This window comes from Leifsonia sp. Leaf264 (assembly GCF_001422325.1).
Taxonomy (GTDB): Bacteria; Actinomycetota; Actinomycetes; order Actinomycetales; family Microbacteriaceae; genus Orlajensenia.
Genome location: NZ_LMMR01000004.1, coordinates 84,420 through 109,272, shown reverse-complemented (window position 1 = coordinate 109,272; position 24,853 = coordinate 84,420). Strand labels below are relative to the sequence as shown.

The following is a 24,853-nucleotide window of genomic DNA, read 5'->3' as shown; positions in this document are numbered from 1 at the left end:
TCGGCTATCGGGTCGTTCAGAGACTCGCGGACGCGGATCCGTCGGTCAGCGATCGGCGAGCAGCCGCTGCAGGTAGGCGCCGTAGCCGCTCTTGACGAGGGGTGCCGCCAGCTCGGCGAGCTGCTCGTCGTCGATCCACCCGGCGCGCCAGGCGATCTCCTCGATGCAGCCGATCTTGAAGCCCTGTCGCTCCTCGATGACGCGCACGTAGTCGCTCGCCTGCATCATCGACTCGAATGTCCCCGTGTCGAGCCAGGCCGTCCCGCGGTCGAGAACCTGCACGCTGAGCCTGCCCAGCTGCAGGTAGCGTTCGTTGACGGTGCTGATCTCCAGCTCGCCACGAGGGCTCGGCTCGATCGTCTTGGCGATGCCGACGATGTCGTTGTCGTAGAAGTAGAGGCCGGGTACCGCGTAGTTGCTCTTCGGGGCGGCGGGCTTCTCCTCGATGGAGAGCGCGGAGAAGTCCTCGTCGAACTCGACCACGCCGTAGGCCGTCGGATCGGCGACGTGGTACGCGAAGATGCGGGCGCCGTCGATGTCGGTGTTGGCCTGCAGTGCGGTTCCCAGGCCGGCGCCGTGGAAGATGTTGTCACCGAGCACCAGCGCCACGGACTCGTCCCCGATGAACTCCTCGCCGATGATGAAGGCCTGCGCCAGCCCGTCGGGTGACGGCTGGACGGCGTACTCGATGGTCATTCCGAGGCTCGTGCCGTCGCCGAGCAGGGCCTTGAACTGGGCGTTGTACTCGGGCGTGGTGATGATCAGCACCTCGTTGATGCCGGCCATCATGAGCGTGGACAGCGGGTAGTAGATCATCGGCTTGTCGAAGATGGGCATGAGCTGCTTCGAGATGCCCTTGGTGATGGGCCACAGTCGGGTGCCGGATCCCCCGGCGAGGATGATGCCGCGCATCGTGTCAGTTTCCCTTGTTCAGTGAGTCGTAGTAGGCCCGCGCTTCATCCCAGGTGGGGAGCAGGCCGGATGCCGACGCCTCGGCGAGGCTCGGGGCATCGGTGTCCTTCGGCGAGAGGAGGAGCGCCTCGCGGTCGATGCCGAAGTCCAGGGCGACCTCGGGATCGAGGGGGTCGATGCCGTGTTCCCGCGGGGCATTGAACGGAGAGGTCACGAGATAGCTGACCGTGGCGTCGTCGCTGAGCGCCACGAAGCAGTGTCCGAGCCCCTCGGAGATGTAGATCGCGCGGCGGTCGACATCGTCGAGCAGCACGGAATCCCACTGTCCGAAGGTCGGGGAGCCCACGCGGATGTCGATGACGAAGTCGATCACGGAGCCATGGGTCGCCGTGACGTACTTCGCCTGGCTCGGTGGGACGTCGGCGAAGTGGATGCCTCGCACGACGCCGCGCTTCGAGACCGAGGTGTTCGCCTGAGCGAGAGAGAGCGGGTGTCCGATGGTCTCCTCGAGACGGTCGAACCGGTACCACTCGAGGAAGACCCCGCGGTCGTCCCCGAACTGCTTCGGGGTGATCTCGTAGCTGTCGGGGATCTTCAGTTCTCGGATCTGCACCCGAGAAGTCTAGTCAATCGGGGACATCACGGCTTCGGCGCCCGGCGCAGCTTCGAGGTGACGGCCCGCATCGGGGCCGTGAACCTCCAGCTCGTGCTCGTGCGCAGGTCATCGACCTCGCGGCGTGCCCTGTCGCGTTCCTGCGTCGTCGTGGCCAGCCTGCGCTGGACGGCGGCCGTGGCACTCACCCGCGCGCCGAGTTCGTGATAGGTCGCGCGCACCCTGTCGGGGTCGGCGTTCGCCGCAGCGATGAACTCGGTGATCGCGCTCGGGACCTCGGTGCCGACGGCGAGCACGCCGAGCCCGTGTCCGTGCACGAACTGGAACGACGGGTAGTCGCGGCTCACCTCCGCCCAGAACTGCCAGACGCCGAAGTCCTTCTTGTGCTCGGCGGTGTCGTGGAAGATGACGACGCCGCGGTCGGAGACCTTCGGCAGCCACGAGTTGAAGTCGTGCCAGACATCCTCCAGACGGTGTCGACCGTCGATGTGCAGGAGGTCGACGCTCCCGTCAGGAGTGCCGTCGACGAAGTCGTCGAAGTAGCCGCGCTTCATGACGGCCAGCTCGGGGTAGTCCTCCGTGCTGATCCGCGTCACCGACTCGAAGACGCTCTCGTCGTAGCGCCCGGCGTGCTCGTCGCCTTCCCAGGTGTCGAGCGCGTTCACCTCGGCGCGGAGGCCGAGTCGCTTGAGCGCCTCGCAGAACACGAAGAAGGAGAAGCCGTTGTGGGTGCCGAGTTCGACGATCGTCTGCGGACGCAGGGCGTTGATGAGCCAGAACGCGAACGGCGAGTGCTCGTGCCAGGCCGACGGGACCAGCCACTTCGGCGTCCAGTAGCTCGTCTCGTCGAGCCATGCCTGCCGGGCACTCGGTTCGATACCGGTCATACGAGCCTCCATCAGCTGGACCAGACGATCGAGCGACGGCTGTCGCCCGGGACCATCGTAGGAGAATCCCGTGCGCCGGAGTGAGGCCGCTGAGGGCGGGTCGCGGCGCCAGACGATAGAATCCTCGAGGCAATCAAACGAACGGACACCCCTCTCCCATGAAGATCCTCGTAACCGGCGGCGCCGGGTTCATCGGCTCCAACTTCGTGCGTCGCACCCTCGAGGACGCCTATCCCGGACTCGAAGGAGCCGAGGTGGTCGTCCTGGACGCGCTCACGTACTCCGGGAACCTCGAGAACCTCGCCTCAGTGGCGGAGTCCCCGCGCTACACCTTCGTGAAGGGGGACATCCGCGACGGCGCGCTCCTCGATGAGCTCTTCCCCGGGCTGGATGCAGTCGTGCACTTCGCCGCCGAGAGCCACGTGGACCGCTCGGTTCGGGATGCGAGCATCTTCGTCGAGACGAACGTGCTCGGCACGCAGCAGCTGCTCGACGCCGCCCTGCGCAACAAGCTGCCCCGTTTCGTGCACGTCTCCACCGACGAGGTGTACGGCTCGATCGCCGAGGGCTCATGGGACGAGGAGCGCGCCCTCGAGCCCAACTCCCCGTATTCGGCGTCGAAGGCGGGCAGCGACCTGTTGGCGCGTTCCTACCACCGCACCCACGGCCTGAACGTGTCGATCACCCGCTGCTCGAACAACTACGGGCCGTTCCACTTCCCCGAGAAGGTCATCCCCCTCTTCGTCACGAACCTGATTGACGACAAGCACGTGCCCCTCTACGGAGAGGGCAACAACATCCGCGACTGGCTCCACGTCGACGACCACACCCGAGGCATCGCCATGGTGCTCGTGAACGGTCGGGCCGGCGAGATCTACAACATCGGCGGCGGAACCGAGCTCACGAACAAGGAGCTCACCCAGCTGCTGCTCGACGCGACCGGCAAGGACTGGTCGTACGTCGACCGCGTCGCCGACCGTCTCGGCCACGACCTGCGCTACTCGGTGGACATCTCGAAGATCCGCGCCGAGCTCGGCTACGAGCCGCTGGTGCCCTTCGAGCAGGGCCTGGCCGATGTCGTGCAGTGGTACCGCGACAACCGTTCCTGGTGGGAGCCGCTCAAGGCCCGCGCGGCCCTGAGCTGAGACCCGCGGTGACCTCCTACCTCATCGCGGGCGCCTCCGGCATGCTCGGCCAGGACCTGCAGAGCGCCCTCTCGGGCCGCGAGGTGACCGCCCTCGGGCGGACCGATCTCGACGTCACGGACCTCGAGGCCGTGCGCGCGGCCGTCGCCGGCCACGACGTCGTCATCAACGCGGCCGCGTACACGCGGGTGGACGACGCCGAGTCCGATGAGGATGCCGCGAATTCGGTCAACGCGCTCGGAGCAGAGAACCTCGCTGTCGCGGCGGCCGAGAACGGGGCCACCATGGTCCAGATCTCGACGGACTACGTGTTCGACGGGCGAGCCACCACCCCGTACCCCGAGGACTCTCCGCTCAATCCGGTCTCCGCCTACGGCCGCACCAAGGCCGCCGGCGAGATCGCCGTCGCCGCGGCGAATCCGCGTCACTACATCGTGCGCACGGCGTGGCTCTACGGCGCAGGCGGCGGCAACTTCGCCAGGACCATGCTCGCGCTCGCCAGCTCCAAGCCGTCCTGGACCGTCGTGGACGACCAGACCGGGCAGCCGACCTGGACCGGTGACCTGGCGCGCCAGATCGTGCGCCTGCTCGACGCCGACGCCCCGGCCGGCGTCTATCACGGCACCAACTCCGGCTCGACGACCTGGTTCGGTTTCGCCCGTGCCGTGCTCGCCAGTGCGGGCCTCGACCCCGAGCGCATCCACCCCACCGACAGCTCGCAGTTCGTGCGTCCCGCCCCGCGGCCAGCGTACTCGGTGCTCGGACACGATGGCTGGGCCCGTGCCGGTCTGGAGCCGATGCGCCCGTGGCGCGAGGCTCTGCAGGCGGCCGTCGACGAGGGCGCCCTCAGCTGACGCTCCCCGCTGATGCTCAGGTGGCCCCCGCTTAGAATCGAACCGACCGCCACGACGAAGGACGCGCCAGATGAAGACTGCCCTGATCGGCTGGACGGGGTTCGTCGGCTCGAATCTCGCCTCCCGCTTCCCGTTCGATGCGCTCTACAACTCGAGCAACATCGCCGACATCGCCGGACGTGAGTACGACCTGGTGGTGACAGCGGGCAATCGGGCCGATTCGTTCCGGATCAATCGGGATCAGGCCGGCGACCTCGCCGAGGTCGACGCCCTCGGTGACCACCTGGAGACTGCGCGCATCGGCAAGCTCGTTCTCGTCTCCACAGTCTGCGTCTACCCGGCCGGCGGCGCGCCGAACGAGTCCACGCCGCTCTCGGACGACGACCTCACGCCCTACGGCCAGAACCGGCTGCACCAGGAGAGGCGCCTCAGCGCCGCCTTCGACACCCTCGTCGTACGACTCCCCCAGCTCTACGGCGATGCCCTCAAGAAGGGCCTCATCTACGATCTGGCCAACGACTACAGGGTCGAGTACATCCGCCCGGACACCGAGTTCCAGTACTACGACGTGCGCCGGCTCTGGAACGACATCACCGTCTGCCTCGACGCCGGACTGTCATCGATGAACTTCGCGACGGAGCCGCTCCGCAACGCCGAGGTCGCCCGCACCGTGTTCGGCCGCGACATCACGGGCAACAACCCTCCCGGCCCCGTCGACCCGTTCGCGCAGATGTACACCAGGTCCATGACCACGGAGCACGCCGACCTCTTCGGCGCCTCGGGTCCCCACCTCGCCTCGAAGGAGCAGGTCATCGCCGCCATCTCCGAGTTCACCCGCAGCACTGCGGTCGCGGATCGCTGAGGCCGGCATGTTCGACAGGTATCGCGTCTCGGCCATCATCACCTGTGCCGGCAAGGGCACCCGCTTCGGCGGAAACAAGCTGCTCGTCACCATCGACGGCATGACGGTTCTCGAGAAGACCGTGCGCTGCTTCGACATCCCGCTCGTCGACGAGATCATCGTCACTGTCAGCGCCGACCACGAGGCCACGTACCGGCGCATCCTCGAGGAGGCCGGTATCGATGTCACCATCGTCGTCGGCAGCACCGAACGCCATCTGTCCGCGAAGAACGGCCTCGACGCGACCAGCGGCGACCTCATCCTGGTACACGACGGAGTCAGGCCCTTCGTGACCCCCGACCTCATCGACAGGGTCTCGGCCGCGGCGGTCGAGCACGGTGCCGCCATGCTCGGGCTGCCGAGCACTGTACAGGTCAAGCTCATCGGCGACGACGGCTTCGTCGAGGGCTCGCTCGACCGATCGCACTCCTGGCTCGGACAGACCCCCCAGGGCTTCCGGCGCGACCTCCTGGCCACCGCCTACGACACGGCCATAGCTGGGGCCTACGCACGGGTGAGCGACGACGCCGACCTGGTCGCCGAGTTCTGCTCCCACAGGGTCAAGATCGTGCCGGGACATGTGAACAACATCAAGATCACGACCCCGCAGGACCTAGGCACCGCTCGCCTCATCGCCGCCAACCTCCTCGAAGAAGATGACTGAAGGCCCGACGACGGCGCTCGAGCAGGCGGCCGCACCCGGCCACGTCCCTATCAAGGTCAGCGTCGTCATCCCGACCTACAAGCCGACCGAGGCACTCGATGCACTCGTCGCGTCCCTCGACGCCCAGTCTCTGCCGCAAGCCGAGTTCGAGGTCGTCATCGTCGACGACGGGTCCCCCGACGAGACGACCTGGCAGCGCCTCACCGCCATCGCGTCGACGCGACCGAACTACCGGCTCGAGCGCATCGAGAACTCGGGATGGCCCTGCCGGCCCCGCAACATCGGCGCCGATCTGGCCCGGGGCGAGTACACCGCCTTCATGGATCACGACGATCTGTTGTACCCGGACGCATTGCGTGCAGCCCACGCCTACGGCAGCGCCAACGACGCCGACGTCGTCAACGGCAAGGAGGCGCGCACCCACGATGCCGAGTGGGCCATCGACACCTACAGGCGCGACCTGCCGCAGTCGATCGGACGAGCCGACCAGCATCCGCTCACCCCGACGAATCCCCACAAGCTCTACCGGTCGGCCTTCCTGCGCGAGCACGACATCAGGTTCCGCGAGGGCGGCCGGGTGCTCTGGGAGGACATCTTCTTCAACGTGCTCGTCGCACGGCACGCCGAGAGGGTGGCGACGCTGGCCAGCACGCCGTACTATCACTGGGTGACCCACCCGGGCAGCGGGTCGACGACCTTCCTTCGCAAGAACGCGGACTGGTGGAACTGGCTCGACGAGGTTCTGTCGGCCATCACGACGGACCTCGCCGAGAAGCCCGCCGAACGCGACCAGCTGCTGCTGCACCAGTACCGCGCTCGGGTTCTCGCATCATTCAACGCGGCATTCCTCGAACGCGACGATGTCGAGAAACGCTTCATCCTCGACCGCGCCCGGACTCTGGTCGAGAACCACCTGCCGACGCGGTTCGACGCCTCACTCACGCGCTCCCAGCAGATCAGGGCCAGACTCCTGCGTGCCGGCGATCTCCCGGGACTCCTCCTCGCCTGCGATGAGGACAGGGCCGTGCCCGGCGCAGGTCGCCTGACGTCGGCGGCGTGGAGCGATGGCGTCCTGCGCATCGACGTCGACACGGCGTGGCGCTCCGGATCCGGCAGGCGCCACGCTCTCGCGGCTGATGGCGGCCGCCTGCTGAAGAGGCTCTCCCCCTCCCTGGCCGCGGCCGCCGGCCCCGACCTCCTCGACGTCACGGCCGAGATCGAGGGGGCGAGGTCGGAGGTCGGCATCCGCTCGCGCTCATCTCGGGTGACCTGGATGCTGCCATCGACATCGGCTGTCGCGATCGATCGAGCGGATGCGGTCTTCGACGTATCGGGCACGGCCACCCTCGACGTCGACCGCGCCGTGTTCGGTTCGCCTCTGGTCGACGGGCTCTGGGACCTCAACGTCCGAGCCACCCTGGCCGGATCCAGCCAACAGGCCAGGCTGGCCGCCGCCGACTCCTCCGCACTGCAGCCCGCCATCGTGAACGGTCGTTCCGTCATCCCGTACGTGAACGCCGACGGCTTCCTCAGCGTAGCGATCGGACCGGCGGGGGCCGTGCTCGGGTCGGACGTCATCGAGCTCGTCGCCGTCTCGGCTCGCCGGCGCGAGGACCGCGTGGAACTCAGCCTCGAGCTGGGCGGCGCCCACCTCCACGGTGACGGCACGACCGAGACGACGCTCGACGTGCGCCCGCTTCGGGGCATCGTCGGGCGTGTGGCCGGGCGCGCCAGGAGGACGGCCGGAGTCGCGCTGGGCCGCTCCGAGGGCCCGCGCGAGGGCACCGTGCCGGCATCCGTCGCGACCTCGCGCGGACGCGCGACCGTCACCGTGGACCTTCCGGGAGACGTCCACCGGTTCATCATCACCGGTGGCAACGCGCCGGCGGGACCGAGGCGCTGGCAGATCGAGATGAGTCGTTCGCTTCAGGTGAGCGTCACGCCCCTCAGAATGGACTCGTGAACACCGCCCTCCTCGCCCCCAAGGTGACGGTGATCGTTCCGACGTACGCGACCGGCGACGCCCTCGCGCGCGTCGTGTCCTCCCTCGACGGTCAGACCCTCCCCTCTGCCGAGTTCGAGGTGATCTTCGTCGACGACGGATCGCCCGACGACACTCATGCACGCCTGCTGGAGCTCGCCTCGAATCGTGCCAACGTGCGGGTGGAGCGCATCGAGAACTCGGGCTGGCCGAGCGCGCCGCGCAACCTCGGCGTCGACCTCGCCCGTGGCGAGTACGTGATCTTCCTCGACCACGATGACGAGCTCTACCCGAATGCCCTCACCGCCGCCTACGAGCGGGCCAGGCGGGCCGACGCCGACGTCGTCAACGGCAAGGAGGCGCGGACCGATCAATCCAAGTGGGCGCTGCCGACCTACACCGCGAACTTCGACAACGCCGTCGGACGTGAGGACGTGCATCCGCTCGTCCCCACGAATCCGCACAAGCTGTACCGGACGGCCTTCCTGCGCGAGCACGGCATCAGGTTTCCCGAGGGTCGTCGGGCGATCTGGGAGGACGTGTTCTTCAACATCGACGTCGCCCGTCACGCGGTCAGGATCGCCACGATGGCCGACGAGCCGTTCTACCACTGGGTGCGAGGGGCGACGACGTCGTCGTCAGGCTATGCGGACGACCAAGTGGAGTGGTGGTCTGCACTGCGGCGCATCTTCGCGTACGTCGAGGAGCGTCTGGACGGGGACCTCAACACGTTCCAGCGCCGCCAGCTGCTGATGGAGCAGTACCGCTCGCGACTGCTGCCCGCGTTGGGCGCCGGTCTACGGGCGCGGCCGCGCGGCGATCAGGAGTTCGCGCTGACCACGGCGGCAGAGATCATCAGCGAGCATCTCCCCGCAGGGTGGGACGCCGAGCTGCCCAAGCACCTCCAGGCCCGCGCCCACCTCATCCGCACCGGGCGAGCCGACCTGATCACGATGCTGGGCAGGTACGACGCCGACATCACCGGCAAGGCCTTCTGTACCGGGATCTCGGTCGTCGATGATCTCATCGAGGTACGGGCGAAGACGGTCTGGTTCACGACGAAGCACGGATTCCTCGACCTGTCACCGCGATCGGGACGAGTGCTTCGACGCCTGGCACCGGAGCTCGAAGCGGCCCTTCCGGCCGCCCTCCTCGACGTCACCGACGACGTGCTGGCGGCGCGCGTGACGATCGGCGTGCGTTCCCGGCGCGATGCGATCACCTGGCTCGCACCGACGACAACAGAGGTCTCCGTCGCTGATTCGACCGACTACCCCGACGTCACGGCCCGGTCCGTCGCCGTCATCGACCCGCAGCGGGTCGCCATCGATCGGCCTCTCGCGGCCGGACGCTGGGATCTCCACGCCAGGACCGAGCTCTTCGGCGTACTGAATCAACGGGGCGTGCGCAGCGCCTCTCCCACGGTCGTCGGTCGGCTGACCCGCGGATCGATCGACGTGTCACGGACTCCGCTCGGAGCGGTGGGCTTCACCCTGTCGGACCGCTGACTGCCGGGTTCCCTCGTCTCGCGGCACCCGGTCGATCAGACCAGCGGGTTGTCGGAGCGGATGCGCTCGAAGACGGCATCGTAGAGCTCGGTCACGCGCCTGTTGTCGCGCCGGAGTTCGTTGACCTCTGCGCGCAGTTCCTTCACCTCGACCTGGTGGCGCGCCAGCATGGTGGCGACGGTCTCCCCGGTCTGCACGTCTACAGTAGCGAGCAACTGGAGGTTCTCGTACGTGCGCGGGGCGAGACGCGAGGCCACCTTGGATATCAGGTTCTTCATAGGTGCTCCAGTCCTTGGGATGTCGCGGGTGCCAGTTCATCGAGCCGCCGGATGGTGGCCGCGATCGTACGGCGTCTGATGCCGTAGCGATCCGAGAGCCCCGGCGAACGGGTCTCGTACCGGAGGCCATAGCCGGCGATCTCGTCGTGCAGCCACTCGACCGGGAGATGCCAGGTGGTCGGGTCCTCGCGCCTATAGCTGTCGGGCAGTTCGGTGTCCATCGTCATGTAGGCCTCGGCGTCGCCACGGAGGACCAGGTTGAGGAAGTAGAACACGTTCCGGCGGTTGGTCTTCGTCATTCCCTGGAGCAGCCCGTGCCCGAACACCCACCAGGGCTCTCGGGTCTCGATCAGGTCGAAACCGAGCGCGAACAGGGCGTGCCGATCGTTGAGGTTGACGAATCTGTAGTCGGCATCGGTGGTCGAGGACGCGCGAGCGAGATTCAGAGCCTCATTGCTGTAGTCGACCCCGACGACGCGATGGCCGGCACGGGCCATCCGCTCCGTCACGGCACCGTCACCGCAACCGAGGTCGAGCACGTTGGCTCCGGCCGGAAGCCGATCCAGGAAGTCCTCGACCCACTGGTCGTCGGGCGACGATCCCTGCACGCCGTCCTGCTTGGCATAGCTCTTGTCCCAGAATACCCGCGCACGGTTGTACACCCCGAACCAGGTCTCGAAACGGTCGCGGGTGGACCGGGGAGTGACGAACTGGAAAGTGGGGTCCGGGATACGCCAGCCGGGGCCGTAGGCGTACTCGAGCCAGGCCTCGGGCCGCGCCGGTGCCGGAAGGACGACACCGTCGACCTCGATGCGCTTCACAGGCACGAGGTCGGCGGGAGTGACCTGATCACCGCGGAGGGCGAACGGCTGGCAGTACTCGCCATCCCGGAAGTAGCCGGTGAAGATGTCGATGTAGTAGTCGACGTGACCGTTCTCGTCGAAGAAGTCGAGCTCCAGGTGGGCCAGGCTGTGCCGCACGACGACGAATCCGGCCGCCTTCAGCGTCCGCTCCATGCGGTAGCTCGTCAGTGCGATATCGGTCGGATCGGATTCCTCGCACAGGTAGGCGAGATCGATGTCGTCATCGTGCGGGAGAAGTCCCCCGTTGCGCATGTAGCCGAGCAGCGTCCCGCCGACGATGTAGACGGGATAGCCGGCGCGTTCCAGCACGGCAACGGCGGCGGCAGCGCTGGCGAGCAGCCGCTCCTTCACCCCGCTGTCATTGCCCTCGAAGACCACCCCGAGGCGGTCCCACTTGTTCATCGCGAGGTGTCGGCCCTGCGCGTCGACCACGGCTATCCGAGAGCTTCCGGCGCCCAGTCGCGCCTCTCCGGAGGCCAGCGACCGGCCATCGGCTGAATCACGGACCTCGACCGACGTGATGCCGTCGAGGTACGGCGCGAGCGCAGCCGGCCAGGCGAGGAAGACCTCGGGATCGACGGCATCCGTCGACTCGGAATCGTCGTCGGACTCCACTCGGGTCGACCACACGCGCTGACCATCGAACGTCACGTCGACGGTCGCGGCTCCCTCGATCTCGTGACGGAGGATCGACAGGCCTCGCTCATCGATCCTCATTGAGAAAGAGCCGCGATAGCTTCCTCGATCGGCCCGTCGAAGACCTTGTGCCCTTTACGCAGCACGACGCCGCGGTCGCACATCTCACGGACCATGCCGAGGTTGTGGCTCACGATCAGCATGGTCTTGCCCTGTGAGGTCAGCTCGGCGATCTTCTGCTTGCACTTCTCCCGGAACGGCGCGTCCCCGACGGAGAGGATCTCGTCGACGAGAAGGATGTCGAGCTCGACGTGGATGGCGACGGAGAAGGCCAGGCGCATGAACATGCCGGAGGAGTAGTGCTTGACCTCCTGGTCGATCTTGTCGCCGATCTCGGAGAACGCCACAATGTCGTCGAAGCGCGCATCGGTCTCTGCCGCGTTCATGCCGAGGATCGCGGCGTTCAGGTAGACATTCTCGCGACCGGAGAGCTCGGGGTGGAAGCCGGCCCCGACCTCGATGAGGCCGGCGACGCGCCCACGCGTGAGAACCTTGCCGCTGTCGGGTTCGAGCACGCCGGAAATGACCTTGAGGAGCGTGGACTTGCCCGAACCGTTGTAGCCCAGCACAGCGAGCGACTCGCCCTCGCGCACCTCGAAGCTCACTCCCTCGAGCGCCTGGAAGGTGCTCGAGCCGACCTTCTTGCGCTTCATCCACCCGATGAAGGCTTCCTTCATCGAATGGGTGTGCCTCAGAAGGAAGTCCTTGCGGACGGAGTCGACGATGATGCTGGGGCGAGTGTCGGTGAGTGTTGTCATCAAAGGTCCTGTGCGAATCGGCGCTCGAGGCGGCGGAAGGTGAGCTGACCGATGACGATCACGACGATGCAGAAGACGAAGGCCTGGATCACATAGAGGGTCATGCCGGGAGGAAAACCGTGATTGCCGACTTGGCTGGCAGACACTGTCGTCTCCCAGAACGCGCGATGGAACAGCTCGACGGCGACGGCGAGGGGGTTGAGCATGTAGATGTCGAAGGCCCAAGCCGGCAGGGCGTCCTTGACCATGACCCAGGAGTACAGCACCGGGGCACTCCAGGTGGAGAGCATCCGGATGATCTCGACGAAGTTCTGGGCGTCCCGGAAGCGGACGTTGAGCGCACCGAACAGGAGTCCGAGGCCGAGGGAGAAGAACAGGATGATGAGTCCCCCGAGCACGAAGAAGCCCAGGGAGGCGAAGGTCGGCAACCAGCCGACGAGCAGACACGCGAGTAGGAGGATCGCGACCTGCGGAAGGAAGTGAACGAGGGCGATGATGATCGACGCTATGGGGAAGAGCTCGCGCGGCAGGTAGATCTTCTTGACCAGGGCTCGGTTGTCGACGATCGAGTGCGTGGCGTTGCCGAAGGCCTCGTTGAAGAGGTTGATGATGACCACGCCGGAGAACAGGAAGATCGCGAAGTTCGGGATGTCCTTATGGAATTGCAGGATCACGCCCATGACGAAGTAATAGACCATGAACTGCGCGGCGGGCTTCAGATAGGACCAGGTCCACCCCAGTACCGAGTTGCGATAGCGCGTCGAGGTGCCCTTGCGGATGAGCAGACGCAGCAGGTAGTGGTAACGGAAGACATCGAGGATTCCGCGGCCTCGCCCAGGGACTTTGAAGTCGCTGAGATCCGTTCGGGATTCAATACGGGTCACGTGCTACTCGACTACTTTCAACTCTTGAGTCACTGAAGAACCACGGTGATGGCCGTCAGTAATACTAGCCGACGGTGCTCCGGCGACCTCCAAGCAAGCTGTATGCGTTCAGGATCGTGGCAGAGACGCCAGCGTGCGGGCGTCGATTCGCAACACGACGGAGCCGGCCGGAACGGCCTTGACATTCCCGGCGGATGTATATTTCCCGTCCTTCGCCAACCAAGCGTCTGTTCCGGTCGGCGCGGCGACGTAGACCGTCGCCAGCGTCGGTTCGGCGCTGATCTTCAGCGTCGCGCAGGCCGCCGTATCCAGGGCGACGACAGGGAACCCTGTCGCGGCGGCGTCGGTGACCGCGCGAAGTACGCCTCCGGCACCGAAATACGTGATCTTGCCGCAGCGCACGAAGTTACCGAGTCCATTCGCGGACGTCGAAAACGGAGCCACGCGGGTGGGCGAGACCACGGCGTAGCGCGTAATCAGGCCGAGGTCGGCCGCGATGCCCCAGTTGGGCAACGGAACACGAGTGGATCCGACGATCAGGTACACAGCGGTATTCGTCGAACCCCGTACGAGCGACCCCGAGCTCGGCAGCGACTTCGCGGCAGGCAGGTTTGCGAATGAGTCGGATGACAGGGCCTGCAGCTGGGACGCCTTGCCACCATTCGCCTCCGTCGCCGCAGCCGAGTTCGGAAGTGCTGCGAATCCACCTGCCACGGCCACCGCCGATTTCGATCCCGACGCGACGATGATGGCCCCGGATATAGAGCTGGTCGAACGTGCGAGGTTATTGCAGATCAGCCAATTCAATCCTGTGATCACATTGCCGTCCGAAGCAGCTTTCGTCACACGTACCGCCTTGCCAGCCGATGACAAGAGGACGTCCGAGCCGCACTGTGCGAAGACGCCGAGCGGGGAGGAACTGGTCTTGTAGCCGGTGAATCGGGTCCCGTCGACGATGTGCACCTTCGTGCTTATTCCGAACTCCTTCGGAGCGCTCAGATTCTTCACTGGGATCAAGGATGTGCCGCTCACCAAGTACACGTCGTCGTCAGTCACGGTGCGGACGAGGGCGCCGATACCCAATGCCGGAAGGCCACGCTTGAGTGTCGACAAGGACGTTCGACCCACACTAACGATGCGCGGCGTGCTACCGCCGTTGAGCGCCTTGAGCACCGTCGGCGAGGAGACGTAACGCAGCTGACCTGCGAGAGCCACGTACACTTCGGGCGCCCCGACGGCCTTGAGATAGAGCCCACCCGGAACAGCCGCAGCCGTTAGCTTCAGCAGGTTGCAGGTCCAGCCTGAGAGCGGCGTAACGGTGAATCCGCCCGCTCCAGTCTGCGCGAGCGCAGCGAAAGATCCCTGCGTCGCCGCGTACAGCTTTGTTCCACACTGCGTGAAAAGGCTGAGCTTCCCACCGTCCTTATAACCGGCGAAGACGGCATCCGGAATCACCGACGGCGTCGTCGAGGTCAGTCCGAATTCTTTCGTGATGGCAGTGGTGGTGACGCTGTAGCGCCGGTTGGTTCCGTCGACGTACCAGAGCGCTGACGATGCCGAGGTGCGCATGAGGCTTGCGGGGGCCACTCGAACTGCCCCGACGGAATATCTCTTGGCAACCGTTGCGGTCATAGTCGCCGCGTACGGCGCCTTCCCACGGTTGAATGCCGCAGCGGCTGCCGCGTTGTACATCGGGTAAAGCTTGGATGACTCCAGGAGGTAGGTCTTCCCGCCGCTGGCAACGAAGTTCGTCATAGCCGGCCCCACGGCGATGGAGGTGTAGATCGGCTCGGTGAGCGGCATCAGGCCGGAGCTGCAGCTGCCGCCCCAATGAGAGACAGCGGCGCAGGTGGCGAACTTGTGGGTCTTGCCGCCCTGGAGGAGCGATACGGCTCCGGTCAGCGTGTTCGTGATGAACAGGCTCGCGTCGGGCCCTGTCGGCATGCTCTGCAGGTAGATCGTGCTGACCTCCTGGCGGGTGCCGAAGGCCTTCGTGAACTCGGTGTAGTCGGCCTGCGTGGCGACGTGGTACTTGATGCCGGCCGAGATCACGTAGATCTCGGAACCGCCGGCGCGCTTGACGAGCGCGTACTCCTTCTGGGTGGTGGAACCGAACCAGTCGGTGAACATGCGCCAGAAGTTGCGGTTGCCGTAGGCGGAGCATCCGTCTCCGGTCCCGTACATATTGGCCAGCGCCGCGGCATTCGGACGGTACGGCGTGTAGACGTAGAGGCCGGCTGTGGCCTGGTTCTCGATGTAGACCTGGGAGCTGCCGCAGGCACCGTTCGGGTTCCACTGGATCGTGTTGGTGCGACCGGCGACGTAGCCGCGGTCGGCCGGGCGGGCGCGGTACTTCTTGAACTGCCAGGCGGCGTTGTACACCTGGTTGAAGAAGCCGTTGTAGGCGGCGTCGCAATCAGCGGTGTCTGGGCAGGCGTAGCCCGTCGCCTTGCGGTACTGGTTGGCTCCGGGCCAGGTGTCAGTGACCAGCCCCTGCTCCTTCTCCAGCAGGACGAGGATGACCCGGGGGTTGATGCCGCAGGACTGCGCGACCTTGACGATGATCGCTGCGGCGGACTCGTTCGAGGCGCCCGAGAACGCGGAGCAGCCCTCGGAACGGGCCGGCTGCGACGTGGTCGACTGGCGGAAGCTCTTGAGGCAGGTGTAGCCGGAGCGGCAGGTCGGAACGCGGGCCTCGAGGAACGCCTGCACTGCGCTCGTGCTCATCGTCGACGGGTTGTAGAACACCTCGTCGCTCATGATCATGCCGGCGTTGAAGTCCTTGCCCTGCGCAGCCTCGGCGGGCGCGTTCGGTGCCACCGTCGACTGAGCGATGGTGATCACGGATGCGAGGAGGGCGGCGATGACGACCCCGGACAGAATGTTCTTCAGTCGGCTCGGCACGCTGCAACTTCCGTTTCCACGGCAGGACCCGATTCCCGCACATGTCCTTTCATGGTACGAGCGATAGTCACTCCTGCACCAGACGCAACGCCGGAGCCGCCGCAGCACGGCGACCCCCATCAGGGTGCCCCGGCGCTCCCGGCGATCAATCGACGGTAGGCCATCCGCCTCAGGGTGACAGGCACGAAGCGGTACGAACCTCGGATGATGATGTTGCGCAGGTGCTCCCACCGGGTCGTGAACCCGATGGAGCGCATGGCCTTCTGGAGGGCCTTCTCGCTGCGCCACTGTTCGCGTCCTCCGCGGCGCGCGTAGGCACCCTCACCGACCCGGTACATGACCAGGGGATCGGCGACGTTGCCGACCCTGGCTCCCGCGGCGATCATCCGGGTGAACAGCCAGTAGTCCTCCATGAGACCCATCGGCTGATAGCCGCCCGCGGCTTCGACCGCGCTCCGCCTGTAGACGACGGTCGGGTGGCTGAACGGATCGTGGAACCTGGCGTAGCGCTCGATGTCCTTCTGCTCGGTGCGCGGCACGCGGCGCCCCACGATGGAGCCGACGTCGTCGAGGAACTCGTACATGCCCGACCCGACGAGGTCGAGGCCGCCCTCGATGTGCGGCAACTGCATCTCGAAGCGCGTGGCCAGGGAGATGTCGTCGGCGTCGATCCGCGCCACGATGTCGTGGTCGCAGCGGGCGAGCCCGGCGGTGAGGGCTGCGGCCAGGCCGGCGTTCTCGGCGAGCACGTGGTGCACGACGGGCACCGGACTGTCGGCCGCGACGGCGGCGATGGCCGCCGACAGTTCCTCGGGCACGGGACCGTCCTGCACCACGACGACCTGCGTCGGTCGCCGCGACTGAGCCGTCACGCTGCTGGTGAAGGCCTTCGTGAAGTGCGCCGGATCGTCGGCCCTGTAGACGGGGAGGAGGAGCGAGAAGGGGGCGCCGTGCTCTGAGCTCATGCTGCAGCGCGTTCGATCGCGACGACGGCATCGGATGCCGCCTCGAATCCGGCGAGGGCGTCGCCGTTGGCGCGGGGCCGGGTGCTGAAACCATCGCGCCAGCCGCGGCGGAAGCCGTCGCCGAGCACGGACCGGTCGCTGGAGTGCAGGGCCGTGCGGATCCAGCGCCGCACGCTGGACGCTCCGTACAGGACCTTCTCCCCTCGGCTGAGGCTGCGCGAGTGCCGCAGCATCCAGAGCTTGTTGCGCACCTCGTAGTAGAAGCGGGGGCCGGGATCGACGTCGGTGGAACCCAGGATCTTCGTCTTGTGCACCACGACGCTGGAGGGGACGAAGACGCCGTGCCGGCCGCGCAGCAGGCGCGTCGAGTACTCGAAGTCGTCGTTCCAGATAAAATAGTCGGCGATGGGGAGGCCCACCTGCCGCACCACGTCGGCGCGCACGAACATCGAGACGAACGACGTGCTGCGCACAGGCAGGTTGCCGCGCTGCTCGGCTCGGGCGGCTTCCGCCGAGGAGACGAAGGGCTTGCGCCGCGGGGTGTTCATCGGGTGGTCCTGGCCGTCGGTCCAGACGACTCGGGAACCGGCGACGACGGTGTCCGACCCGGAGACAGCGGCGAGCAGGGCGTCCAGGGCCGCCGACGTGGGGATGGTGTCGTCGTCCATGATCCACAGCCAGTCGGGCTCGTGGTGCCGCAGGGCCCAGGCCATGCCGACAGCGAATCCGCCGGCGCCGCCGGTGTTGCGGTCGAGCGAGACCAGGTCGACAGCCGGCCCGAAGGCCGCGACGACTGAAACCGTGTCGTCTGTCGACGCGTTGTCGACGATCACGATGCCATCGAGCGGACGGTCCTGTGCGAGCAGCGCCTCGATCGCCTCGCGCAGCAGTGCGCTGCGGTTGTACGCCACCACGACGGCGACGACGCGTGCGGCGGCCGACGCGGCGGGGGGTGATGCTGCTGCAGACATAGACCTCTATCTTGCCGTTAATTCCTGAGCCGGACGTGCGCGCCGCCGGTGACTGATGCCGCCCGGGGGTGGGCGGCTCGGGCTCGCGTGACGGGCGCGTTCGCATCCGGGGCCAGGAACCGGGAGAATCGGTGAGGACAGCATCGATCGGGGGCACATGGACGGCGACCACACGGCACAGCGACGGATCACGCCGCGCCGCGCTCCGCTGCGGAAGGCGACTGTGCGATGACCACCCTGCGCGTCATCGCCGACCACCTCATCGCCGGGCCCACCGACGTGCCCGGGGACTACTCGGTCTCCATCGCCAGGGCGATCATCGCCACCACCCCCGACGGCTGCGACGTCGAGTCGATCGTTCCGGGCGGGTCCGACGAGCTCGTCGCCAGGGTCCGCGCCGAACTGACCGGCCTCGCCGACGTGAGGCCGACGTCGATCTCCAATCGAGGACTGGCGATCGCCTGGAGCCTCGGTGCCGTCGGCTCCAGCGGCAGCGGCCTCGTGCACGCGCCCGGGCTGCGCGCGCCACTGCGCTCCCACGACCGCGAACGTGGGGACCAGATCTCCGTCACAGTGCACGACACCCTGGCCTGGACATCGCCGGCGGCGATCGGACGTGACGCCGTGACCGTCCGCAAGGCCTTCCTGCGCCGTGCACGACGCTTCGCCGACGCCATCGTGGTGCCGAGCCACGCCGTCGCGGGCCAATTGGCCGAGATCGCCGACTTCGGCGATCGCATCAGGGTCATCGCGGGTGCCGGGAGCATCGGATTGACTGTGCCGACGGATGCCGACGGCCGTGCGCGCGCCCTCGAGCTGCCCGGCACCTACCTGCTCGCCGAGGGCACGCTCGATCCGGCCGACGGCGTGATGGACCTCATCATCGGGCTCCGCCAGGCCGATCTCGATCTGCCGTTGCTCGTCCTCGGCACCGGAGTGGACGACATGCCGTCAGGACCTGATGGTGATCCCCTGCGGGCCGACCTCGAGTCCGGGCGGGTACGCCTGATGGGAGATCTCGGCCCTGAGGATCGCGCTGTCGTCCTCGACCGCGCCACGGTGTTCGTGTTCGCGGGCATCGAGGCCGGCTTCGGGGCTCCCATCATCGACGCGCTGCGCTTCGGTCTCCCCGTCGTGCACTCGGACGCCCCAGCGCTGGTCGAACTCGTCGGCGATGCCGGCATCGCCGTCGAACGCACCGACGCGACGGGCTATCCCGAACGCCTCGCCACCGCTGTCGCCGCCATCGCCGGCGACGAGGAGCGGGCTGCGCGCCTGCGGATCGTCAGCTCCGACCGGGCGAGGGCCTTCACCTGGCGAGACGCCGGCGAACGACTCTGGCAACTGCACGCGGACCTGTGACGCGCAGCCCGCGCTGACGCCGGAACGGCTCCGCGGTCGACGCGCTCTAGCCGACGGGTGCCGGAGTCTCCGTCGGCGGATACACGGCGGCGTTCACCATCGCGTGGATGGCGTCGAAGTCAGGCTCAGACGGGTCGATGCCGTTGGCCGGAACGAGCTCCACGTTCGTGACGGGCAGTCCCTTGGTCTTCGACGCGAGGTCGACGAAGTATCCGAGCATGCTCTGCGGCACATCGGTCTTCACGACCTGGGCACCGGCGCTGGCGACGGCCTGGAACTTCGTCAGCACGTTGGCCGGGTTGAACTGCGAGAGGATCGCATCCTGCAGTACGCGCTGGCGCGCCATCCTGTCGTAGTCGCTGGTGCCGTGTCGTGCTCGGCCGTACCAGAGGGCGTGGAAGCCGTCGAGGTGCTGCGCCCCGGGCTCGATCCAGCCCTCGACCCCGTTGAGGTCCTCGTCGCCGCCGATCGGGATGCGCTGGTCGACGGTGATGTCGACACCGCCGAGAGCGTCGATGAGGTCGGAGAAGCCCTGCATGTCGATCAGCACGTAGTACTGGATGGTGAGCCCGGTGACGCCTTCAGCGGCGTCGCGCATGCCCTCGATCCCCGGCTCGCTGCCGTTCTTCTCGGCATCCGGGTACATCTCGGGGCTCTTCAGTTCCACCTCGGTGTAGATGGAGTTGAGCAGGCAGACGTCGACCTCGCACTCGTCGTCCCAGCCGTAGCCGTTGGGATACTTGTCGGCCATCGGCCCGGGCGAGAACGGCGCGTACATGAGGTTGCGCGGCAGGCCGATCGTGACGGCCTGGCCCGTGGTGGCGTCGATGCTGACCACCGAGATGCTGTCGGGACGCATGCCCTCGCGGTCGGGTCCGGCGTCGCCGCCGAGCAGCAGGATGTTGTACTTGCCGTCGACCGGCGGAACGCTCGGGCCCGCTTGGAACACCGACGAGAGGAATCCGCTCGCCGAGGTGGCGATGTAGGCGCCGTAGAGCGCGCCGCTGCTGAGGAAGATCATCAGGAGGGCGGTGAGGCCGCCGATCCAGGCGCGCGCCGACGGCGTGGTGCGCACCAGTCGCACGAGGCGCAGGGTGTCGATCGAGAGGATCAGCCAGACCACGGCGTAGAAGACCAGCACCACTGCGGCGACCCACAACGTGATGGACGTGCTGAAGAGGGTGTAGAGGGTGGTGCGCGAGAACAGGAACAGTCCGAGGAGGACCGCGATGATGGCCCAGAGGACGAAGGTGCTCACCAGCCCGAACCTGCCGAGCCTGCGATTGCCCGCGAGCACCTGCGGCGTGCCGGGCAGCAGGAAGTTGAGGACGACGAGCCACCAGGCGCGACGCGTCATCACCTGGGCTGACGTGGTGTTGGGGTAGCGGATGGGACTCGCCACTGAGGTCATGGTGCTCATAGCTGGGACTGCAGGTCCGTGTTCTTCTTCTCCACGAGGGTGGCGAGGTCGTCGGCGTAGACGGCGAGCTTGTCGGCGAGGGCGTCGTCGTGCGTCGCGAGGATCCGCAGCGCGAGGAGTGCGGCGTTCTTCGCGCCGCCGATCGACACCGTGGCGACGGGGACTCCGGCCGGCATCTGCACGATCGAGAGCAGCGAGTCGAGGCCGTCGAGCCGGCTCAGCGGAACGGGGACACCGACCACGGGAAGCACTGTCACCGCCGCCAGCATGCCGGGGAGGTGCGCGGCTCCCCCGGCCCCGGCGATGATCACCCGGAGACCGCGGCCTCGGGCATCCGCGCCGTAGTCGATCATCATGCGCGGCGTGCGATGCGCCGAGACGACCTGCACCTCGAACGGCACGCCGAAGTCGCGGAGGGTCTGCGCTGCATCGCTCATGACGGACCAGTCCGAGTCTGATCCCATGACGATGCCGACGATGGCTGATTCGGTCATCTCTCTCACCACTCCATGCTAGGCAACGGGGCTCGCATGGCTCGCACCTGCTCCGGCACGTCCCCGAGGATGTGCGGACGGGTCTGCAGGCTGCGCCGACGCGATCACGGTTTCTGCGGCCGTCGGCTCGGCGGCAGCCGGGCTCGTTGACCTGGCGAAGACGGCGGATGCCCAGTCCCCGATCCGTCGCGACCAGACGTGCGACGAGCGCTCGACGAAGCGATAGAAGAGCGCCGCCACCACGATGCTGCACGGCACCGCGATCACCACGACCGCAGGTTGCGGCAGGCCCTTCAGGGCGTACGAGGCGAACACGAGGATGGGCACGTGAACGAGGTAGAGGCTGAAGGAGATCGTCCCGAGGAACTTGAAGACACCGGCACTCAGGACACGTGCGAGCAGCGGCCAGCCGATGGCGCAGACCACGATGGCAACGGCCGCCAGGGGGACCACGAGGGTGGCCAGGTTCAGTGCCCAGTCGATGCTGCGCAGCGACGGTCCGATCAGCCATGGGCCGAGCAGCGCGGCGACAGCGACGACGAGGACCGACGGCCACAGCCAGCGACCGACACCGCTGCCGTTGAGCCTGGCGGCGACGCGCTGGATGCCGGGGAGTCCGACCGCGAGGAACCCGCCAGCGAGGAAGACTGGAAGATAGTGCAGGGCGGGGATGGCTCCGAGGACACCGACCCAGGCGAGCAAAATCGCGACCGCGACGCCGGCGATCCACCATCGGCGGAACGCCAGGGCGCACAGCACGAACAACGGGAGACAGACCGAGAAGATCATCTCCCACTGCAACGACCACAGCGGGTTGTTCAACTGGAAGTTGCCGCCGAAGAGCGTTGACGCATTCACCAGCGTGGCCCACGTGGGTTCGACGATGCTCGACCGGTTGAGCCAGGTGGTGCCGGGCTGGAAGGGCTGCTGGCGCACCAGGGTCACGAGCAGGAACGCGAAGATCACCGACGCTGCGACAGGAAGCCAGATCCGCACGGCGCGTCGCGGGAAGTAGGCGACCCAGTCGAATCCGGCGCGCTTCGTCACCAGCAGCGTGAGGACGAGCCCGCTGAGGACGAAGAACACTATGACGGCCTCACCGCCGGCCGAGAGCACCTTGAGCGGGCTGTACGACATCCACCACATCAACGACCCTGCGACCGGAGCCGTGCCGGTCAGGTAGACCGCCGACATCGTCGGGAACAGCAGGAGACTGTGGTGGATCACCACGATCAGGGCCGCAACGCCGCGCAGGCCGTCGAGACCGCTCAGGCGCATGGGCGCAGCGAGGCGCGGCGGCGTGACCGGATCGGCCGACGACGTCTTCGACACGCGTGCTCACTCTCTGCGGTGGGGGTTCCGCACGTCGATGACGGGCGAAAATGCGGGGCGGAAGCGCACTGGCTCCCGTGGCCCAGATGAGGATAGGCGATCTCCCTGCCGAAAGCTGGGAATCGCGCCCGGTCAGTCCCCGAAGTGCGCCGCGGCGGCTCGCGCCTGGTACGTCACGTCATCGAGGTCGTCGCCGACGGCGGTCACATGCCCGACCTTGCGGCCGGGGCGGGGCGCCTTGCCGTAGTTGTGGACCTTGACGGACGGATGCTGCGACAGCGCGCTCGCATAGCGGTCGGCGAGGGATCCCTCCGACGGGCCGCCGAGGATGTTCACCATGACGGACCACTCGGCGTGGGGCTCTGTCGAGCCGAGCGGGAGGTCGAGCACAGCGCGGAGGTGCTGCTCGAACTGGCTGGTGATGGACCCGTCGATCGACCAGTGCCCGCTGTTGTGCGGGCGCATCGCGAGTTCGTTGATGAGCAGTCGCCCATCCGTCGTCTCGAACAGCTCCACGGCGAGAGCGCCGGTCACGCCGATGCCCTCGGCGACGGCGACGGCGATCTGCACGGCGACGTCGGACAGACGCCCGGCGGAGCGCGGCGCCGGCGCGATGACCTCGCTGCAGACGCCGTCGGCCTGCACGGTCTCGACGAGCGGCCAGGCCACGATCTCACCCGACGGGCGGCGTGCCACCTGCTGGGCGAGCTCTCGGCTGAAGTCCACGAGCTCCTCGACGAGGAGCGCGTCGCCGTCTCCGGCGAGGCTCGCGAACCAGTCGTCGACCTCGGCGGCCGAGCGCACGACCCGCACGCCCTTGCCGTCGTAACCGCCGCGCGGGGTCTTCACGACGGCGCGGCCACCGTGGTCGGCGAGGAAGACGGCGAGGGCGTCGGCGTCCTCGACGCGGGCCCAGTCCGGCACCGGCAGGCCCAGCTCGGCGAGCCTCTCGCGCATGAGCAGCTTGTCCTGGGCGTAGAGCAGGGCGTCGGGCCCGGGATGCACGGCGACACCGCGCTCGACGAGTTCCCGCAGGATCTCCTGCGGCACGTGTTCGTGATCGAAGGTGAGGACGTCGACGGTGTCGGCGAATGACAGCACGGCGTCGCGATCGCGGTAGTCTCCGACCCCCACAGCGGCCAGCTCGGCCGACATTCCGTCGGCCTCGGCGAGCACCCGCAGCTCGATCCCGAGCTCCACCGCAGCCGGAATCATCATGCGGGCGAGCTGGCCCGCACCGATCACACCAACGATCATCGTCACGTCTCTCCAGGCTCTCGGCCGGCGGATGACATCCGCAGCCGGCATTCAGATTGGCTTCGTGCGCGATGGCTAGACTGCCTGCGCACGTCTATCTTCGCCCATCCCCTTTCCTCTTGGATGCAGTCATGACATCGACCACGACCGGCGGATGGCGCGTACTCCTCTCGCAGCTGGCTCGATTCGGCGCCGTCGGCGCCGTCGGGTTCCTGGTCGACGTCGGCGTGTTCAATCTGCTCCGTGCCACCGTCCTCTCCCCCGAGGAGGTGCACACCGGGCCGCTGATCGCCAAGGCGATCTCCACGGTTCTCGCGATCTTCGTGAACTGGATGGGCAACCGCTACTGGACCTTCGCGGATCGCCGCTCGTCCAGCACGGTCCGCGAGGGCGTCGAGTTCTTCGTGGTGAGCATCATCGGCATGGTCATCGGCATCGCCTGCCTCTGGCTCTCGCACTACGTGCTCGGATACACCTCGGTGCTCGCCGACAACATCTCGTCGAACGTCATCGGCCTCGCGCTGGGCGCCGCGTTCAGATTCGTCGCCTATCGCCTGTGGGTGTTCGCGCCGCACCGCACCGCCACGGCGGCGGGGGCCCTGTTACCGGCCGCCCCAGACGACGGACTGGTCGGGGAGCGCTGACGGCTCGTCCTGCCAGCGCATGCGCGTCCCGCTGCCGTGGGCGGCATCGGTCAGGTCGTGCAGTGCCCGCTGCACGAGGGCGGCGCCGGGGACATCGCGCAGCACGACGGGCCTGTCGGCTCCGGTGTTGATCAGCACGTCGCCACTGCGGAAGGCGCTCTGCAACCAAGAGGTGCGCACGCTGACGTCATAGATGCGCGAGTACAGCACCTCCTGCCGCACTCGGACGAAGAACCCGCTGCGCACGATGATGCGCCGCGTCGTCACGGTGGTGCGCTGCCCGAGCCACCAGAGCACCGGCAGCAGCCAGCCGAAAAGCACAATCGCACCGAGGACGATCCACGCCGTGAGCTGCATCCAGCTCTCCGGAAGTCGGGGTACGGCGTAGCCGGCGACGCCGCAGGCGACGATCAGGAGAAGGGACGGCAGGAACAACGCCCTGGCGTGCCTGCGCAACCGCGCGACGATGCGCTCTGCCGGGACGGTGGGGCCCGTCGCTCCGGTCGGAGGCCCGCCTGCGATGCTCATAGGTCATTGATACCCCAGAGCCGGCCCGCCCC

The 24,853-nt window shown here is 67.3% G+C and carries 23 protein-coding genes; 8 read left to right on the top strand and 15 right to left on the bottom strand.

All coding sequences use genetic code 11. The features are described from left to right. Nucleotides 1-45: 45 nt before the first annotated feature. The 3 genes from rfbA to ASF30_RS05980 are packed head-to-tail and all read right to left on the bottom strand — an operon-like array spanning nucleotide 46 to nucleotide 2,412. Nucleotides 46-912: a glucose-1-phosphate thymidylyltransferase RfbA gene (gene rfbA, locus ASF30_RS05990; protein WP_055902968.1), complete on the bottom strand. Its 867-nt coding sequence runs from the start codon at nucleotides 910-912 to the stop codon at nucleotides 46-48. A gap of 4 nt (nucleotides 913-916) precedes the next feature. Then, a complete protein-coding gene (locus tag ASF30_RS05985) occupies nucleotides 917-1,525 on the bottom strand; it encodes a dTDP-4-dehydrorhamnose 3,5-epimerase family protein (RefSeq protein WP_055902964.1) in 609 nt (202 codons plus the stop codon). A gap of 26 nt (nucleotides 1,526-1,551) precedes the next feature. Further along, the gene (locus tag ASF30_RS05980; protein ID WP_055902961.1) at nucleotides 1,552-2,412 is read right to left on the bottom strand and encodes a class I SAM-dependent methyltransferase; all 861 of its coding nucleotides are present in this window, start codon (nucleotides 2,410-2,412) and stop codon (nucleotides 1,552-1,554) included. A 158-nt stretch (nucleotides 2,413-2,570) separates the two neighbouring features. Here ASF30_RS05980 and rfbB point away from each other — a divergent pair, with 158 nt between their 5' ends. From rfbB to ASF30_RS05950, 6 genes are all read left to right on the top strand, one after another. Beyond that, nucleotides 2,571-3,557 (top strand): dTDP-glucose 4,6-dehydratase, encoded by a 987-nt coding sequence (rfbB, locus tag ASF30_RS05975; protein WP_055902959.1) that lies wholly within the window; start codon nucleotides 2,571-2,573, stop codon nucleotides 3,555-3,557. A gap of 8 nt (nucleotides 3,558-3,565) precedes the next feature. After that, entirely contained in the window at nucleotides 3,566-4,411 is an 846-nt protein-coding gene (rfbD, locus tag ASF30_RS05970; protein ID WP_055902956.1) for a dTDP-4-dehydrorhamnose reductase, read from the top strand. A 70-nt stretch (nucleotides 4,412-4,481) separates the two neighbouring features. Next, nucleotides 4,482-5,273, top strand: coding sequence for an NAD-dependent epimerase/dehydratase family protein (locus ASF30_RS05965; protein ID WP_055902953.1), 792 nt, complete (start codon nucleotides 4,482-4,484; stop codon nucleotides 5,271-5,273). A gap of 7 nt (nucleotides 5,274-5,280) precedes the next feature. After that, nucleotides 5,281-5,976, top strand: a complete 696-nt coding sequence (locus ASF30_RS05960) for an IspD/TarI family cytidylyltransferase (protein WP_055902950.1) — start codon at nucleotides 5,281-5,283, stop codon at nucleotides 5,974-5,976. Beyond that, complete coding sequence (locus tag ASF30_RS05955) at nucleotides 5,969-7,939, top strand: glycosyltransferase family 2 protein (protein WP_055902947.1); 1,971 nt, start codon at nucleotides 5,969-5,971, stop codon at nucleotides 7,937-7,939. The genes ASF30_RS05960 and ASF30_RS05955 overlap by 8 nt, the downstream gene beginning before the upstream one ends. After that, nucleotides 7,936-9,465 (top strand): glycosyltransferase family 2 protein, encoded by a 1,530-nt coding sequence (locus tag ASF30_RS05950; protein ID WP_055902945.1) that lies wholly within the window; start codon nucleotides 7,936-7,938, stop codon nucleotides 9,463-9,465. The genes ASF30_RS05955 and ASF30_RS05950 overlap by 4 nt, the downstream gene beginning before the upstream one ends. A 35-nt stretch (nucleotides 9,466-9,500) precedes the next feature. Here ASF30_RS05950 and ASF30_RS05945 read toward each other — a convergent pair whose 3' ends face one another. The 7 genes from ASF30_RS05945 to ASF30_RS05915 form a co-directional block, all read right to left on the bottom strand. Next, nucleotides 9,501-9,743, bottom strand: coding sequence for a hypothetical protein (locus tag ASF30_RS05945; protein WP_055902943.1), 243 nt, complete (start codon nucleotides 9,741-9,743; stop codon nucleotides 9,501-9,503). Continuing rightward, complete coding sequence (locus ASF30_RS05940; RefSeq protein ID WP_055902940.1) at nucleotides 9,740-11,323, bottom strand: methyltransferase domain-containing protein; 1,584 nt, start codon at nucleotides 11,321-11,323, stop codon at nucleotides 9,740-9,742. Before ASF30_RS05940 ends, ASF30_RS05945 begins: the two co-directional genes overlap by 4 nt. Continuing rightward, complete coding sequence (locus tag ASF30_RS05935) at nucleotides 11,320-12,060, bottom strand: ABC transporter ATP-binding protein (protein WP_055902938.1); 741 nt, start codon at nucleotides 12,058-12,060, stop codon at nucleotides 11,320-11,322. The genes ASF30_RS05940 and ASF30_RS05935 overlap by 4 nt, the downstream gene beginning before the upstream one ends. Next, the gene (locus ASF30_RS05930) at nucleotides 12,060-12,944 is read right to left on the bottom strand and encodes an ABC transporter permease (RefSeq protein WP_055902935.1); all 885 of its coding nucleotides are present in this window, start codon (nucleotides 12,942-12,944) and stop codon (nucleotides 12,060-12,062) included. Before ASF30_RS05930 ends, ASF30_RS05935 begins: the two co-directional genes overlap by 1 nt. A 108-nt stretch (nucleotides 12,945-13,052) precedes the next feature. Further along, nucleotides 13,053-15,848: a hypothetical protein gene (locus tag ASF30_RS05925; RefSeq protein ID WP_055902932.1), complete on the bottom strand. Its 2,796-nt coding sequence runs from the start codon at nucleotides 15,846-15,848 to the stop codon at nucleotides 13,053-13,055. A 119-nt stretch (nucleotides 15,849-15,967) separates the two neighbouring features. Next, on the bottom strand, nucleotides 15,968-16,813 hold the full coding sequence (locus ASF30_RS05920) for a glycosyltransferase (RefSeq protein WP_055902929.1): 846 nt from the start codon (nucleotides 16,811-16,813) through the stop codon (nucleotides 15,968-15,970). Continuing rightward, nucleotides 16,810-17,784 carry a glycosyltransferase family 2 protein gene (locus tag ASF30_RS05915; protein WP_055902926.1) on the bottom strand — a complete coding sequence of 325 codons (975 nt, stop codon included), beginning with the start codon at nucleotides 17,782-17,784 and terminating at the stop codon, nucleotides 16,810-16,812. The genes ASF30_RS05920 and ASF30_RS05915 overlap by 4 nt, the downstream gene beginning before the upstream one ends. A gap of 228 nt (nucleotides 17,785-18,012) precedes the next feature. Here ASF30_RS05915 and ASF30_RS05910 point away from each other — a divergent pair, with 228 nt between their 5' ends. Next, the gene (locus ASF30_RS05910; protein WP_055902923.1) at nucleotides 18,013-19,146 is read left to right on the top strand and encodes a glycosyltransferase; all 1,134 of its coding nucleotides are present in this window, start codon (nucleotides 18,013-18,015) and stop codon (nucleotides 19,144-19,146) included. Nucleotides 19,147-19,192: 46 nt separating this feature from the next. Here ASF30_RS05910 and ASF30_RS05905 read toward each other — a convergent pair whose 3' ends face one another. The 4 genes from ASF30_RS05905 to ASF30_RS05890 all read right to left on the bottom strand — a co-directional run bounded on the left by ASF30_RS05905 (nucleotide 19,193) and on the right by ASF30_RS05890 (nucleotide 23,655). Then, the gene (locus ASF30_RS05905) at nucleotides 19,193-20,566 is read right to left on the bottom strand and encodes an LCP family protein (RefSeq protein ID WP_327063131.1); all 1,374 of its coding nucleotides are present in this window, start codon (nucleotides 20,564-20,566) and stop codon (nucleotides 19,193-19,195) included. Beyond that, nucleotides 20,563-21,060, bottom strand: a complete 498-nt coding sequence (gene purE, locus ASF30_RS05900) for a 5-(carboxyamino)imidazole ribonucleotide mutase (protein ID WP_055902920.1) — start codon at nucleotides 21,058-21,060, stop codon at nucleotides 20,563-20,565. Before purE ends, ASF30_RS05905 begins: the two co-directional genes overlap by 4 nt. Before the next feature lie 18 nt (nucleotides 21,061-21,078). Continuing rightward, complete coding sequence (locus ASF30_RS05895) at nucleotides 21,079-22,392, bottom strand: acyltransferase family protein (protein ID WP_055902917.1); 1,314 nt, start codon at nucleotides 22,390-22,392, stop codon at nucleotides 21,079-21,081. Nucleotides 22,393-22,524: 132 nt separating this feature from the next. Next, the gene (locus ASF30_RS05890; RefSeq protein WP_055902914.1) at nucleotides 22,525-23,655 is read right to left on the bottom strand and encodes a 5-(carboxyamino)imidazole ribonucleotide synthase; all 1,131 of its coding nucleotides are present in this window, start codon (nucleotides 23,653-23,655) and stop codon (nucleotides 22,525-22,527) included. Nucleotides 23,656-23,780: 125 nt separating this feature from the next. On the opposite strand from ASF30_RS05890, the gene ASF30_RS05885 reads away from it, so the two are divergent. Then, the gene (locus tag ASF30_RS05885; RefSeq protein WP_055902910.1) at nucleotides 23,781-24,293 is read left to right on the top strand and encodes a GtrA family protein; all 513 of its coding nucleotides are present in this window, start codon (nucleotides 23,781-23,783) and stop codon (nucleotides 24,291-24,293) included. Here ASF30_RS05885 and ASF30_RS05880 read toward each other — a convergent pair. Further along, nucleotides 24,252-24,821: a PH domain-containing protein gene (locus ASF30_RS05880; protein WP_082467505.1), complete on the bottom strand. Its 570-nt coding sequence runs from the start codon at nucleotides 24,819-24,821 to the stop codon at nucleotides 24,252-24,254. The genes ASF30_RS05885 and ASF30_RS05880 overlap by 42 nt on opposite strands. Nucleotides 24,822-24,853: the final 32 nt, after the last annotated feature.

Coding starts and splice junctions, on each gene's coding strand:
- rfbA (WP_055902968.1), bottom strand. CDS start 912: ATGCGCGGCATCATCCTCGCCGGGGGATCCGGCACCCGACTGTGGCCC.
- ASF30_RS05980 (WP_055902961.1), bottom strand. CDS start 2,412: ATGACCGGTATCGAACCGAGTGCCCGGCAGGCATGGCTCGACGAGACG.
- rfbB (WP_055902959.1), top strand. CDS start 2,571: ATGAAGATCCTCGTAACCGGCGGCGCCGGGTTCATCGGCTCCAACTTC.
- ASF30_RS05965 (WP_055902953.1), top strand. CDS start 4,482: ATGAAGACTGCCCTGATCGGCTGGACGGGGTTCGTCGGCTCGAATCTC.
- ASF30_RS05960 (WP_055902950.1), top strand. CDS start 5,281: ATGTTCGACAGGTATCGCGTCTCGGCCATCATCACCTGTGCCGGCAAG.
- ASF30_RS05955 (WP_055902947.1), top strand. CDS start 5,969: ATGACTGAAGGCCCGACGACGGCGCTCGAGCAGGCGGCCGCACCCGGC.
- ASF30_RS05945 (WP_055902943.1), bottom strand. CDS start 9,743: ATGAAGAACCTGATATCCAAGGTGGCCTCGCGTCTCGCCCCGCGCACG.
- ASF30_RS05940 (WP_055902940.1), bottom strand. CDS start 11,323: ATGAGGATCGATGAGCGAGGCCTGTCGATCCTCCGTCACGAGATCGAG.
- ASF30_RS05935 (WP_055902938.1), bottom strand. CDS start 12,060: ATGACAACACTCACCGACACTCGCCCCAGCATCATCGTCGACTCCGTC.
- ASF30_RS05920 (WP_055902929.1), bottom strand. CDS start 16,813: ATGAGCTCAGAGCACGGCGCCCCCTTCTCGCTCCTCCTCCCCGTCTAC.
- ASF30_RS05915 (WP_055902926.1), bottom strand. CDS start 17,784: ATGTCTGCAGCAGCATCACCCCCCGCCGCGTCGGCCGCCGCACGCGTC.
- ASF30_RS05910 (WP_055902923.1), top strand. CDS start 18,013: ATGACCACCCTGCGCGTCATCGCCGACCACCTCATCGCCGGGCCCACC.
- ASF30_RS05905 (WP_327063131.1), bottom strand. CDS start 20,566: ATGAGCACCATGACCTCAGTGGCGAGTCCCATCCGCTACCCCAACACC.
- purE (WP_055902920.1), bottom strand. CDS start 21,060: ATGACCGAATCAGCCATCGTCGGCATCGTCATGGGATCAGACTCGGAC.
- ASF30_RS05885 (WP_055902910.1), top strand. CDS start 23,781: ATGACATCGACCACGACCGGCGGATGGCGCGTACTCCTCTCGCAGCTG.
- ASF30_RS05880 (WP_082467505.1), bottom strand. CDS start 24,821: ATGAGCATCGCAGGCGGGCCTCCGACCGGAGCGACGGGCCCCACCGTC.